The organism is Shewanella goraebulensis, assembly GCF_030252245.1.
Lineage (GTDB): Bacteria > Pseudomonadota > Gammaproteobacteria > Enterobacterales > Shewanellaceae > Shewanella > Shewanella goraebulensis.
In genome coordinates, this window is sequence record NZ_CP126972.1 from 1,923,998 (window position 1) to 1,938,961 (window position 14,964).

At 40.3% G+C, this 14,964-nt stretch carries 10 protein-coding genes; 5 read left to right on the forward strand and 5 right to left on the reverse strand.

Features of this window, described 5'->3' with window-relative positions; translation table 11 throughout:
- Nucleotides 1-174 precede the first annotated feature (174 nt).
- Both QPX86_RS08020 and yfcC read left to right on the forward strand, forming a co-directional pair.
- A complete protein-coding gene (locus QPX86_RS08020) occupies nt 175-657 on the forward strand; it encodes an AAA family ATPase (RefSeq protein WP_285164873.1) in 483 nt (160 codons plus the stop codon).
- A 315-nt stretch (nt 658-972) separates the two neighbouring features.
- A complete protein-coding gene (gene yfcC / locus QPX86_RS08025; RefSeq protein ID WP_220753427.1) occupies nt 973-2,451 on the forward strand; it encodes a putative basic amino acid antiporter YfcC in 1,479 nt (492 codons plus the stop codon).
- A gap of 80 nt (nt 2,452-2,531) precedes the next feature.
- On the opposite strand, the gene QPX86_RS08030 is transcribed toward yfcC, so the two are convergent.
- Entirely contained in the window at nt 2,532-5,207 is a 2,676-nt protein-coding gene (locus QPX86_RS08030; protein ID WP_285164874.1) for a TonB-dependent receptor, read from the reverse strand.
- A 558-nt stretch (nt 5,208-5,765) separates the two neighbouring features.
- Nucleotides 5,766-6,842 (reverse strand): methyltransferase, encoded by a 1,077-nt coding sequence (locus QPX86_RS08035; RefSeq protein WP_285164875.1) that lies wholly within the window; start codon nt 6,840-6,842, stop codon nt 5,766-5,768.
- 150 nt (nt 6,843-6,992) lie between these two features.
- Between QPX86_RS08035 and QPX86_RS08040 the strand changes: the two genes are divergently transcribed.
- A complete protein-coding gene (locus QPX86_RS08040) occupies nt 6,993-7,526 on the forward strand; it encodes a GNAT family N-acetyltransferase (RefSeq protein WP_285164876.1) in 534 nt (177 codons plus the stop codon).
- 96 nt (nt 7,527-7,622) lie between these two features.
- Here the strand turns inward: QPX86_RS08040 and cysK are convergent, their stop codons facing one another.
- Nucleotides 7,623-8,588 (reverse strand): cysteine synthase A, encoded by a 966-nt coding sequence (gene cysK / locus QPX86_RS08045; protein WP_220753403.1) that lies wholly within the window; start codon nt 8,586-8,588, stop codon nt 7,623-7,625.
- 361 nt (nt 8,589-8,949) lie between these two features.
- On the opposite strand from cysK, the gene QPX86_RS08050 reads away from it, so the two are divergent.
- Both QPX86_RS08050 and QPX86_RS08055 read left to right on the forward strand, forming a co-directional pair.
- Nucleotides 8,950-10,071, forward strand: coding sequence for a beta-ketoacyl-ACP synthase III (locus QPX86_RS08050; protein WP_220753404.1), 1,122 nt, complete (start codon nt 8,950-8,952; stop codon nt 10,069-10,071).
- Nucleotides 10,072-10,091: 20 nt separating this feature from the next.
- Entirely contained in the window at nt 10,092-11,324 is a 1,233-nt protein-coding gene (locus tag QPX86_RS08055) for a response regulator (protein ID WP_285164877.1), read from the forward strand.
- Nucleotides 11,325-11,494: 170 nt separating this feature from the next.
- Here the strand turns inward: QPX86_RS08055 and QPX86_RS08060 are convergent, their stop codons facing one another.
- Together QPX86_RS08060 and cysZ are read right to left on the reverse strand one after the other, a co-directional pair.
- A complete protein-coding gene (locus tag QPX86_RS08060) occupies nt 11,495-13,849 on the reverse strand; it encodes a carbohydrate binding family 9 domain-containing protein (protein WP_285164878.1) in 2,355 nt (784 codons plus the stop codon).
- A 222-nt stretch (nt 13,850-14,071) separates the two neighbouring features.
- Nucleotides 14,072-14,836, reverse strand: coding sequence for a sulfate transporter CysZ (gene cysZ, locus QPX86_RS08065; protein WP_285164879.1), 765 nt, complete (start codon nt 14,834-14,836; stop codon nt 14,072-14,074).
- Nucleotides 14,837-14,964 lie beyond the last annotated feature (128 nt).

The window sequence follows — 14,964 nt, forward strand, 5'->3', positions numbered from 1 at the left end:
TCAACGTGTTACCTGCGTCAGCTTTTCTCTGTTTATGGTGCTCTTAAAACTAAGTCTGCTTTAAGCGACATAAGCATCACCGGTTTAGGTTATTTTATTCCCAAACCAATCTATGCAACACTAAGCCATTAAACTGTTTTGTTAACGCTGCAATTTGAGAATCGAGGTGTTATTTTGAGTAAAATCGTTATCTTTGGAAACTCAGGTTCGGGTAAGTCAACCCTTGCTAAACAGTTAGCAAAACAAAACCGTTTAGCGCATTTAGATTTAGATACCATAGCTTGGCAGCCAACCAACCCACCTCAAAGAACATCGATTGCAGAGTCGAGTCAGTTAATTGATAAGTTCTTACAACATGACTCATGGATTATTGAAGGCTGTTATACCGACTTACTGGAATTAGCCACGCCTCATGCTGATGAGATAATTTTTCTAAACCTTCCCGTTACTGACTGTATTAGTAACGCCAAAAATCGCCCTTGGGAGCCCCATAAGTATTCTAGCAAACAAGCTCAAGATGCCAATTTGGAAATGCTCGTTGACTGGATTGCTCAGTATGATTGCCGCACCGATACCTTTTCAAAGCAGGCTCATGAAACGTTATATGCCCAATTTACTGGGAAAAAGATCATGCATCTTACTAACCGGTCCACATAAGTTCACACCATATAAGTTCATAGCAAATAAGTTCATACCAATTAAGTTTATATAAGTGACAGACTAAGGCTTAAATAGTGTGCACTTCAATGATATTTATACCGTTTCTCTATTGGTTATGCTCAACTTAAAGCTAAACTGGGTGATGGGAATTTGCTATTAGCTATTGTAGTATGCCAATGGCTGCTAACTCAAAACGTGTGTTGGCACCATTCCATAAAACAATAACTAAATGGACTGTAAATGAATTCCCCAGATCAAACCCCAATTTCCTCAAATAACAGAATATCAGCTGTCGTTAACAGCTCACGGCAGATGCCAGATACTCTGGTGATTATTTTCTTTGTCGCATTAGCGGCTGCGTTATTAACTTATGTTGTTCCAATCGGTTCTTTTTCATCTCAAGATGCTCATTACGTGATTGATGGAGTTGAGAAAACTCGCAGTGTTATCGATCCCACATCATTTCAATATGCCTTGAATGAAGCGGGCGAGCCTAAGCTTGATCCCATTTCATTATTTAAAGGAAATGGCGAAATCGGTTTTTTTAATTTTGCCTTTGAAGGCATGGTGTCAGGTTCTAAATGGGGAAGCGCTATTGGTGTGATTATGTTCATGCTGGTCATCGGTGGCTCATTTGGGGTGGTCATGGCTACAGGGACAATTGATAACGGTATTTTACGGTTAATCGATAAAACCCAAGGGAATGAAAAACTCTTTATTCCGGTGATATTCAGTTTGTTCTCATTGGGCGGCGCGGTATTTGGTATGGGCGAAGAGGCGATAGCTTTTGCTATTATTATTTGTCCATTAATGATCCGCTTAGGTTATGACTCTATCTGTACTGTGATGGTGACTTATGTGGCGACTCAAATTGGTTTTGCCAGTTCGTGGATGAATCCATTTAGTGTAGCAATTGCCCAAGGAATAGCGGGCGTGCCAGTACTATCGGGTGCTGGGGTTCGCTCAGTGATGTGGTTTGGATTTACTCTTATTGGCATAGGCTTCACTATGCGATATGCCAGTAAAATAAAGCGTAATCCTACTGAGTCGTTTAGCTATAAAACCGATCAGTTCTTTCGCGAGAATCAACAAGGTGATGTTAAAGATAGTCGTTTTAACCTTGGTGATATTTTGGTGCTACTGACGATTATAGGCACTATTGCTTGGGTGATATGGGGAGTGGTTGCACATGCTTGGTTTATTCCTGAAATCGCCAGCCAGTTTTTTACCATGGGGATAATTGTCGGCATCATTGGGGTGGTTTTTAAACTGAATGATATTGATATGAATAAAGTCGCGGTGAGCTTTAAACAAGGTGCTGGCACCATGTTGGAACCTGCTGTGTTGGTGGGTTGCGCCTCGGGTATTTTGCTTTTACTGGGGGGGGCAGGAGCCACTGAACCTAGCGTGCTCAACACGATATTACACAGTGCTGGTAATGTGATTGGCCAATTACCGACAGCGTTATCTGCATGGTTTATGTTGCTGTTTCAGTCAGTGTTTAATTTCTTTGTCACTTCAGGTTCAGGGCAGGCGGCGCTGACAATGCCGTTAATGGCACCGCTGGCTGATATTGTTGGCGTGACTCGCCAAGTAGCAGTTTTAGCTTTTCAGCTAGGAGATGGTTTTACCAATGTTTTGGTGCCAACGTCAGCTTCACTAATGGCTACATTAGGTGTGTGCCGTGTTGATTGGGGTAATTGGTTTGCGTTTATTTGGCGCTTTCTACTTGGCTTGTTTGTGCTGTCTAGCATCATTGTGGTAACTGCACATTATTTAGGTTTTAGTTAATCTTAGACATAAAAAAACGGCATCAGATACATTTGATGCCGTTAGAGTCGGGAGACACTTAAAGTTGTATTACATTAACGCTAGAACTTAACTTCACCTTCAACAAACCATTCACGTCCGCGAGCGTTGTATACGCCACGAGGGTAGTGAGGCCATGATGTGTTGGTTGGATCAAAGTTAGGACCTACGTCAAATAGGTTGACGATACCAGCAGTTAACTTCATGTTATCAGTGAAGTTATATGCTGATGTTAGATTCCACTTAGTTTGTGATGCGACTTCTAAATCTTCTTCATCAAAAGCTTCATCATCAATGAATGAGCTGTAAGACACACCATGCATACGTGCAGTATGGTAAGCACCTAGCGTGGTTTCAAAGTCATTAATGAAGTAGGTGAAGATCATGTTGGCACGGTACTGAGGTAATCCGCCATCTTCAATGTCGTCATCAACATCTGAAGTTGGGTTTAATTGACCTTCAGATAACAAAATGTAAGTACCATTAAAGTTAACTCGCAATTCACCCATGTCATTGAAGTCCCAGCTGTAACCAGCTGTTAAATCAATACCACGAACTTTTTGATACGCTAAGTTTTGCGCTACAGTGTTGATGTGAGTAATCGTGCCACTTGCATCACGAGTAATCATATCTTCATAGGTATCGTATTCTTGTGCGGCAGTTGAAGCGCTGATATCGCTTACCATGTCGTCAAGTTTCCATTCCCATAAATCAATCGATGCTTCTAAGCTATCGCCACCCCATACAGCACCGATGTTTGCTGTGTAGCCGGTTTCAGCTTCAAGCTCTTTGTTAGCGCCCGTTGTAGTATCAATGTGTAATTCGTTACAGATTTCATTGATGGTTGGATCTGGGTTGGTAACACCAGGTTGGCCACCCATTGCTTGACACTGTTTAAAGTCGATAACTTGAGTGAAGCCGTTGGTTGCATCGCCGTATACGCGGTGCATATCTGGGGCACGGAATACGCTGCTCCAAGAACCACGAACTAATAACTCATCAACTGGACGGTATTCTACGGTCACTTGTGGTGATAAATTGCCACCAAAGTCGCTATAGTGGTCGTAACGAAGCGCTGCTGCGATCGTTAATTCGTCCATTAATGGCACACTTAATTCTGCATAAGTTGCCCAGAAATCACGTTCGCCCGCACCAGATGAACCGCCTGTTGTTAGCACTGAACCATTTTGGGTTTCTGAATCAGATTCTGTTTCATAATCTTGTTCTGTGTATTCAGCACCAAATGCAAACATGGCATCGCCATCTGGCATTTCAAACGCCATACCGGTAATGTTTGCTTGAATGTTCTTTTGAGTAGACTGAGCTCGTTCAAATGGAGAGTAAGACGCTGCTTCAACATCTTCTTCAGACATATTTTCAAGTAATGAATTACCGTTTTCACCTGCAGTGATGTAATCGAACATGCCACCAACAGTGGCAAAACCGCTGCGGTAAACATCGACGTTGGTACGGCCGTAGTTTACAGACATATCCCAGTCGTACTCATCAGCTAAAACGCCTTGTAAGCCTGCTGAGAAGAAGTAGTTATTGGTGTTCGTTTCGCCACTACGGTTATCAAATTCGTGTAGACGACGAACATAGTAGTAATCGCCATCAGTGGCATTAGCGAAGTCACCACCAAGCCCGGTAGATTTGTTGAATGTCTTGCTCATCAAATCGCCGTAACTCACGGTTAAGTCATCACCTGAAACATTGATATCGTAATCATCAATAGCCATTGGTTCAAAATTGGTGGTTGATTTAGCATTAGCAAAATCAAGACGACCTAAGAAAGTGATATCGTCAGCTAGTTCATAGTTGAAGTTGGTCGTACTGATAAAGCGGTAGCTTTCAGGTTCTAAGTCACGCCATTCTGAACGGTCAAAACCACAAATACTGCGGGCATCGTCCCAGAAGAATCCGCCATCAGTACATTCTTGTGGTGACAGCGAACGAGCACCAGTTCCTGTACCCGCAATACGAGCACCATAAGAGCTGTATTGTGAGTAATCACTGTGAGGGACTTTATCTGTATGTAGTCCGAAGTTTTCACGATCTGTGGCTTGTAATGCTTCATTACTGCTGAATTCAATGAAAGTTGATACGTTGCCTTTTTCGTTTGAAGAACCTAATGAAAGTGCGATACGGTCATTCATTCCGCCGCCTTCCATGGTGTCGCCATGACGGTATTTAAGGGCTACGCCGTCAAAATCTTTTTTCAAGATGATGTTGATAACACCACCAACTGCATCAGCACCGTAAATAGCTGAACCACCCGATTGCAGAACTTCAATACGTTCAACCGCTTCCATTGGAAGGTTGGCAGTATCAACAAAGTTATCCGTTCCGCCGGCAGGTTTTGGGTACTGGTTTAAACGCTTACCATCAATAAGCGTTAATGTACGGCTTGCTCCAGCGTTACGTAAACTGATTGAAGATGCTGCAGGGGTAAAACCATGGACTTCTTGTGTCGTCATCGCACCAGTAGTTGATGTGAGGTTTTGTAGTGCATCTTGAATTGTCGTGAAACCTTGTTTAGCCATGTCGTCAGCACTAAGTACAGTAACAGGGGTGGCGGTTTCTAGATCGGTACGTTTAATACGTGAACCGGTAATTTGAATTCGTTCTACATCAGCACCTTCTTCTGCAAGTACTACTGGCGAACCTAGGGCTGCGGTAAACGCACCACCTACCAATGCAATGCGAATTGCGCTGGCCAATCTTGAATTAAGCTGCATCTCATCTCTTCCTTATCACTTTTATTGTAACCGCGTTTTTATTTAGTAAATCTCATTGCTAACTTGTAAATCTGGTTAACAAGAGTTTGCGGGAGGTGGGTAAAACCATACTTATTCAACATAAACAACGGACTGTTTACATGTTGATTTTGTTGATTTTGTTACAGCTTAGTTGGTTGAATGTAATCCTGATTTAACAGCTTGTTCTGGGATCTAATTTGTTTGTGGAAAGGAGAGGTCTAGATCAAATAAATTGATGGATTTTTAGCTCGATTAGACTTTGATGTGTGTGTTTTTAGTGTTGAGGTTGTTAATGATTTGAGTGTTTGCAGGCTGGGGAGTGATTTGCTTGAAATGTAAAATGTTACAGAGTGCATCATTTTTACAATGAAGATTTAATGTTGCGTAATTGGATTTGTGAGGTTAATCACTATTTAACATTTACTCTGTTCTCTGTAATGCCTAGCTTTGGAAGGGATGTTGACGAGTTTGGATAGTATTTAAATGTTAAAAAAGCCCTTAATGGGCTCTTTTAAATATTAACAAGTTAAAGAATGTTCACGACGGTTTTATTTTACAACGCAGTAATGTGTGGCCTAAACCAATATTATCGACATCTTCATCGACATAAAGTCCAGCTTCACTGATCATCTTTAACATATCTTTACTGTGGTACATTCTACTGTAGCCATTGGCAATAGCGGTAAAATAAAGCGATGTGGCATTAACGCAGTAAGCACCAGCTTCATACGGTTGTCTGTCCCAGTATGTTTCTAATATGCACAGTTCACTGCAGGGGGTCATTGCTGCCACTGTTCGTTTTAAAATAGTGACGATTTGTTGTTTTGAGAAACAATCGAGAAATTGGCTCATCCAATACAAATCAGCGCCTTGGCAAAACGGTTTGTTTTCATCTAACAAGTCTGTTTCGAAAGGGATTACTCGTTCTGCAACATTATTATTGCGCGCATTTTCCATCGCAACTGCTAACTGCCCTGGTAAATCCATGATGGTGATGTTGACGTTAGGATCATAGCTTGTACAAGCAAAAGCCCATTTACCCGTATTGCCGCCAACATCCACGATATGCTGTGGTTTAGATTTAAAAATCATTGGCAAGAGGCTGTCAAAAGCATGATCGGAATAATAATGATCAAACTCGAACCAACTTTGTTTAGTTTGTTCTGGCAGTTGGCTTAAACCAGGGTAAATGGTCTCCCAATCACCTAAGTGTTTCAGACCTGCTGCATTGCCTTGCTTAAGTGATGCTTCAAGTTCAAATAAGCCTTGATAACAAACATCATGGATGAAGTTTAGGTTTTTAGATGCCATGTCATCATGCAGTAGAAAGTGACCAGTTTTATCCAAACGATAATGGTCATCTTTACACCAAAATAATCCCATACTCAGGCCCATATCCAGTAATACGTGAATCGCATATTCTGACAGGTCATTGTTTTCGGTGAGCTGTACCAATGTAATGCCATTTTCACCGGTGTCATCAACCTGTTTGAGTATGTCAAATTGGCTAAGGCAGCGAGCGACTTGGAAGCTGACTGGTGCAAAGGCAATTTTTTGTGCTTCAAATTTTGCATCGAAAGCGGATATTTTTTTAGGTGATTGGTAAAAAGACATAAAATGAGTCAATTTCTTGGAGTGGAGTTAAAAGTATGCGGATGTTAACAAACGTAATGACATAAGAATTTGATCTAGCTCTATTCCTGATTGAAATAGATGACGTAGCGATGTATCTATGGAGCCATAGTTATTTTCAATGGATATAAAATGATTAATACAGAGCGTTTAACGCTTAGAGAATTCACTTTGGACGACGGTGAATTCATTTATCAACTAATGAACTCACCTTTATATATTGAGTTTATTGGCGATCGCGGTATTAAGACATTAGAAGATGCACAGGAATTTTTATCAACCAATCTTATTCCAAGTTATGAGATTAATGGTTATGGGCTATTTGCCGTTATTCGAAATCAAGATGAATGCGTAATTGGCATGAGTGGCTTAGTAAATCGGGAAGGACTGCCTTATACCGATATAGGTTTTGGCTTTTTACCTCAATATATGGGAAAAGGGTATGCCTATGAGTCTGCAAAAGCTGTGATGGATTATGCTAGTGGTACCTTAGGCATAGCACCGATTTTAGGTATAACCAGTTTGGAAAATACTGCTTCAATTAGTTTACTTAATAAACTCGGTTTAGTGCATCAACAACGGATTTTATGGGGAGAAGAGCAGGAATTAATTTTAATGCTCAGCACCGAAGAGATTAGCTCTAGTCTTACTCTTGCAATGAGTTAAACTCATTGCATGATTTCAGTGAATCCTCACCTTGAGACATAAAAAAACCAGCATTTGCTGGTTTTTTGATTTACTGCTAACTATTTCAATAAATGATTATTGAACGTTTTCGCTGTCACCAAATGCACCTGCGAATAGTGCTGATGATAAGTAACGCTCAGCGGCAGAAGGAAGAATAACAACGATATTCTTGCCTGCAAATTCTGGCTTTTCTGCAATACGGTTTGCGGCTACAACGGCTGCGCCAGAAGAAATACCTACTAGGATACCTTCTTCTTCCATTAAACGACGTGCCATTTCAATAGCGTCGTCATTGCTAACGGCTTCAACAAGGTCAACCATATCTAAATCTAAGTTGCCAGGGATAAAACCTGCGCCAATACCTTGAATTTTATGTGGTCCAGGAGTTAAGTCTTGACCTGCTTTTGCTTGCGCGATAACAGGTGAGTCAACTGGCTCTACTGCAATAGATACAAGGTCTTTGTTTTTGCTTTTTAAGTAACGGCTAACACCCGTAATCGTACCACCAGTACCAACACCAGCTACAAATGCTGCAACTTCACCATCAGTATCATTCCAGATTTCTGGACCTGTTGTCTTTTCATGAATTTCAGGGTTAGCTGGGTTGCTGAATTGGCCTAAAATAAGGTACTTAGCAGGATCAGATTGGCGAATTTCTTCAGCTTTATCAATCGCACCTTTCATTCCTTTGGCGCCTTCTGTTAGCACTAGATTAGCACCTAAAGCTTTAAGCAATTTACGGCGCTCAAGGCTCATAGTATTTGGCATAGTTAGGGTTAATTTGTAACCGCGAGCAGCTGCAACATATGCAAGTGCAATACCTGTATTACCTGAAGTTGGCTCTACAAGCTCTACTTCTTTAGTTAGAGTGCCTTTCTTTTCAGCATCCCAAATCATGTTTGCGCCAATACGGCACTTAACACTAAAACTTGGATTACGTGCTTCAACTTTGGCTAACACTTTACCATTGCTTACTCGATTAAGGCGCACTAGTGGGGTATTACCTAGCGTATATGAATTGTCTTCGTAAATGTTGCTCATGGTTTGCTCCTATGTTGGCATTGTCTAATGATAATCGGTTTAGGGGGCTTTAACAGTGATACTTTGTTATTCGTTATTCCTTTTAGTTATTAAAGTTAACTCAATTATAATAATAAAGCATCTTCTTATATAACAAGATGTTAGTTAAGCACGCTAATAGGTTGTTGATGGTCTGACCATCGTTAAATCAACATTTAGTGCTTAATGAATAGCAAAGATAGTAATAGACTGAGATTACAGAAACGCAATTTATCCTTCTTTAATGGGCGAGTTATAAACCTGTATAACCGTTTCCAAGATTAAGCATTGTAAATTTACGATAAATTGCTGTATTCACCAATATAGATATGGCAGACATAATATGAATAAAGTGGTTATCTCAGGTAGTGGTTTATATACACCGCCGCACAGTGTCAGTAATGATGAGTTAGTTGAAAGTTTTAATACTTATGTTGACCAGTTTAATCGACAAAACCAAGTAGCAATTGATGCGGGCGACGTCATGCCTTTATCGCACTCATCTTCTGAATTCATTGAAAAAGCATCAGGCATTAAAAGTCGTTATGTGATGGTTAAAGATGGCATATTAGATCCAAATATTATGATGCCGCTTATTGAAGATAGACCATCAGATTCGTTATCGATGCAAGCTGAAATTGGCATTGAAGCGGCTAAACAAGCGCTGAATCAAGCGCAGCTGAGCGCTGAAAATATCGATTTAGTCATTGTGGCCTGTGCTTATACTCAACGTTCATATCCAGCAATCGCCATTGAAATTCAACAAGCGATGGGCACCAAAGGGTTTGCTTATGACATGCTGGTGGCCTGTTCATCAGCGACGTTTGCCATAGTGAATGCGGTTAATGCAGTTCAATCAGGAACGGCATCAAGAGTGTTAGTGATTAACCCTGAAATATGTTCGCCACAAGTGAATTACCGTGACCGTGACAGCCATTTTATTTTTGGTGATGTAGCGACAGCAGTTGTGGTGGAAAAAGCCTCATTAGCTCAATCCGAACACGCCTTTAATGTGCTTTCAAGCCAGTGCTTTACAGATTACTCCAATAACATTCGCAGTAACTTTGGTCATATTAATCGCTGCGATCCCGATACAGCAAACAGCAGTGACAAGTTGTTCCACCAACAAGGCCGAAAAGTATTCAAAGAGTTGCTGCCGATGATCTATCAACATTTAGATAAGCAGTTGGCAGAAGAACAGATACAAGCTAATGAATTTAAACGTTTATGGTTGCATCAAGCGAATATAAATATGAATATGTTTGTAGTTCGTAAACTTCTCGGTGATAATGTTACAGAAGGTAAAGCTCCTGTAGTGTTAGATGAGTTTGCTAACACTGCGTCAGCCGGGTCGATTATTGCATTTCATAAGTATAATCAAGATTTTAAAACCGGTGATTTAGGACTCCTGTGTTCATTTGGTGCTGGCTATTCTATTGGGAGCATCATTTTAGAAAAAACCTAATAGTAAAACGGGTGAATTAATTGCGTATTCTGATTGTTGAAGATAACGAAGCTGTATCTAAGGTACTTCGGCATTTATTAATGCAAGACTTGCATTGTGAAGTGGACATCGCTGCTGATGTCGCTTCAGCTAATGCATTATTAGAACAGCATAAATACTTTGTCGTTGTAGCAGAATTAAATTTACCAGATGCTCCAGATGGTGAAATAGCCCAACTTGTATTGATGTCATATCAAACACCCTGCATTGTTTTATCCTCTAACCTTGACTCTCGTCAGCGTAAAAAACTCCTTAAATTAGGCATTGCAGATTACGTTCTTAAAGAGAATCGTTTTAGCTATGAATATGTAGTTAAACTGGTGGCTCGTTTAGACCAAAATCAACATGTAAAAGTTCTAGTGGCTGATGATTCTGTTGTGAGTCGTAAGTTCGTTAAGGTTTTATTAGAACAACAGTTATTTACAGTGCTTGAAGCATGTGATGGCGCAGAAGCGATTCAGGTTTTAAATGAAACCCCTGATATTCAATTGCTGATTACTGATTACAACATGCCAAATGTTGATGGCTTCGAGTTAATTCTAAAAGTACGCGAAAAGTTTAGCCGTGAAGATTTAGCCATTATTGGTCTATCAAACGATACGGACGAAAGTTTATCTGCTCGTTTTATCAAAAATGGTGCTAATGACTTTTTACAGAAACCATTTGTACATGAAGAGTTTCATTGCCGCGTATTAAATACCTTAGACTCGCTTGATATGCTGCGTAGTCTCTGGGAGCAAGCTAACCGAGATTACCTGACGAAAGCTTATACTCGCCGTTATTTTTTCAAGCAACATGAAAAAGATGTCAGTGAGGCAGGGCAATTAGCCTTAGGATTAATTGATATCGATTTCTTCAAAAACGTCAATGATACCTATGGCCATGATGTGGGCGATCAGGTTTTATTTGAGTTTGCTAAGCGTTTGAAGAGTGCCTTTGGTCAGCACTTTACCGTTGCCCGTTTTGGTGGTGAAGAATTTGTGGTGGCATTTAAAGGCCTAGACGGCGAGCGCGCATTTACTGTGATGGATAAATTTAGGCAGCAACTTGCTGCGCAGCCATTTGCAACTGACGCTGGTGAATTAACCGTTAACTTTAGTTGCGGAATAGCGAGTGCTGAAAACACAGATATTAATCTAGATACCATATTACATCGCGCTGATTTGGGGCTGTATGAAGCTAAAGAAGCTGGACGTAATCGGGTTATTTATTGATAGTTTTTATTTGAATAACACACATTAAAAAGGACTGCTAAGCAGTCCTTTTTAATTCACTGATATTTTAGCTTTTATTAGGTTCTTTAGCTTTTTAAAGCTGAGTAGATAAGCCGTGCTTAACACTTAATTTGTTGAGGTGAACAGCTAAACTAAAACTAAAACTAAAACTATAGCAACCAAGCATAGCTAACTTTCATAAAATAGGTTTCATCTCTTTTAGTCAGTGAATCAATATCATCATTTGAAATTAATCCATCAGAGTAACCCACATAAAACACACTTTGTGGGTTGAGTTTATAACCGTATAAAATTTCATTGCCTAACTGTTGGTATTGCTCATTTGGCGACTGATATTTGTATAAATCAGGGTCACGTTCAATATCAGTATAAACACTGGTTAAGCGTAAAAAACTGTTTAAGGTGATCTGCCAGTTAAGACGCAAGTCAGTTAGGTTTGCAGTAAATAAACGTCCTTCATCGACATCTAACGCTTGGTATTTATGGTTAACATCTAAGATGACAGATTCGGTAATTTTCCACTCAAAAGCAGGATTGAACATGGTGATGGTCGCAGGGCGATCATTGGCATAATCAATATCATCACCATAGTTCATATCAAACTCTAACTTTAAAGATTCGATAGGGACAAAATTAGTGTAAAACCACATTAAATCAAGTGTATACATTGTAGTGTTGTCATCAATGGCAAGTGATGAACTGTCCTGACGGCGCCCGACTCGGTCTTTGTGAACAAAACCACTGGCAATATAGCTTTGCCAACCACCATTAAGGCGGATTGCAGCTTCTGCTTCTTGTTCGATTTTTTCATTATTTTGATTATGGGTAATATCCCAGTCGCCACCAAACTCAACCTTGTTAAAGAAGCTATCTGTTGGGTACCAATAGTAATTACCACCGGCAACAAATTTACTGGCATCGATTCTTTCAATAAAGCCTAAGTCGGCTCTAAAATCTTCCCCAATAGATTCATAACGAGAAAATGCTCGCCAGTTACGTTGCTCATGGTCATAACTTATTCGGTACATACTGTCTGAAAAGTTATCTTGTTTTTTGGTTCGTAACACTCGCTCGTTGTAATCACAATTACCTGTTTCGCATTCTTGTGGTGGGGTTGAGCAATCATCACCATTACAAAACTGCTGAAAAAAATCCTCTGGGTATTCGGTATCTGAAAACACATATTGAGCAGTGAAAGTATCTTGCTGTGTGGGTTGCCATTTCGTATCAAGACTAGCCACATAGTTATGGTAGTTGTCGGATTGTTTAGCTGTCACTAGACCGCCAAAGGATAGTTCTTTACTTGGATCGAATCGATATCTTGCTGCGAAGTTATAGCTTTCTTCGTCAATGGTCGCGACGTCCGAGCTTAAGTTGCCAGGTACTAAAAAATGGGTTTGTTCATCATTTGCAGCGAGAACAGCTAGTGTGTGGTCATCTGTTTTGCTGGTAAGTTTTACCCCGTAATCTGGCGAGCTGATATTTCGGGTATGCAGCAAACTCAGTTGAGTGTCGAAGTAGTCTTTATTGTCCAGGAAGAAAGCGCGTTTTTCAGGGTAGAACAAGGCAAAGTTGTTATTGACATCAAGCTGGCCTGAATCCGCTTCAACTTGCGAAAAGTCTGGATTAATGGTGGCGTTTAATAATGTAGTCGGTGTAATACCCCAACGTAAATCAAGGCCAACTTCAACATTGTCGTCATCTTCCCAAGGTTGGTTAGGGTTTAACTCTCGATTACTGTTACGTGAACCTACCACTGATGGGGTTATTTGAATATCTTGCCCTTGCTGAGCACCAGCAAGGCCAGTCGCTGTACCAAGCTGACATAGCTGACATGAAACATTACGGTCAATTTTGTGGCTAGATATTCTATGGGTTTCATTACGAGGGTAAAAACGAACTAACTCAATCCCCCAAGTCTGAATATCTTTATTATCATCAAAATTAAACAGGCGAAGTGGTAGTTCAACTTCGACTTGGTAACCTTGGTCTGTCAGTTTACCGCTGCTGTACCAAATACCATCCCATGCATCGCTTTCTTGGCCTGTTAACTCATTTTCTATGGAATCATTTTGCACCCCATAAGGGTTAATAAAAAACTGATAGGCAAGACGGGCATTATTGAAGGTGTCGAGCTTAATACCCACTTGATCGTCACCCCAAGAGTTATCTCGATCTCGTAAGTTGGCTCTTATTTTAGATGGGTCTGTGTCATGGGCGATAAAGGCGACAAATAAACTGGTTTCAGTAGCAAATATTTTGGCATCAGTGGTCACCGGCGCGGCGATGTTTTCACCCGGCGAAGTTTCGTATTTGAGCTGAACTTTTGCTGCTTGTTGCCATTGAGGTTCTGATAAATCGCCATCTACTTCGATGCCTGCTGCTAAAGTGGGAATATTGACATTAAATTGTGCAGGGTCGCCGGCTAATGCTGATGCTGATACGGTAGAGCCCGCCAATAACAATCCAGTTAAAAGAGTTTGAATCGATAAGGTTTTATTCACAATGCACGCTGATTTTTAATTTAGTTTGTGCAATTGTCGCAAATACTTTTAAAAAGGTCGTTAATTATTTGTAGGATAATAGTTTCAAATTGTTACTGGGTTGAAAGGTCACCAGTTGAATTAAATATGTAAATTAATAAATGTGTCAAATAAAAAGCCCCAACTAAATAGTCGGGGCGGTTACATAGGTTTTAGTGTTTCGTCAATATGGCGCTAACTTGCCTATTCAGGTGCGATTTCTGGGTGTTTGTAGGCTTCACGGTATTTATCTACCCACATTGCTGTTGCACCGCAAATGGCGACCGGCATGACAATAAAATTTACTATCGGGATCATCGAAAATAATGTCACGGCAGCGCCAAAGCTATAACTGGTTCCTTTAGTTTGGCTAAGGGCGAATTTCATATCATTAAAGGGCACCTTGTGGTTATCAAATGGGAAATCACAATATTGAATTGCCATCATCCATGCGCTAAATAAAAACCATAAAATTGGTGCGGCAGTTTGCCCGACAACAGGGACAATAAATAATACTAAAAAGATTAATGCGCGGGGCAGATAGTATTTAAGCTTTATCCACTCTCGGCCCATTATGCGGGGTAAATCTTTGATTAAATCAATAGTGGTGCCAGAGTTTAATGATTTACCTGTAAGGTGCATTTCTACTTTTTCAGCCAATAAGCCATTAAACGGTGCGGCAATCCAGTTCATGACAGAGCTGAACACAAATGACATCACCACTAATAAACTGACTATTGCCAGTGGCCATAAGAAGAAATTCAACCAAATGAGGTACTCTGGTATTTGGCTATTCATCCAACCAAAGAGCTCATCTAATTTGCCTATAGCAAAATAAATTGCGGTTGAGAATAATACCAAGTTAACCATTAATGGAATGAATACAAAGGTTCGAAGACCCGGCTGTTTAATCAGCTTAAAGCCATCTATAAAATAGTTAACGCCACTTTTTACGGGTTTGACTGCCATCTAATACGTCCTTGAAAAAACTACTTATTACTGATTGTGGTGATGCATTGGTCGGAAAACAAGCCTTAAAGTGTGTTTAAGTCATAAAAATCGTTACAAAATGCAGCGTGATTGGTAAAGTTAGTAAA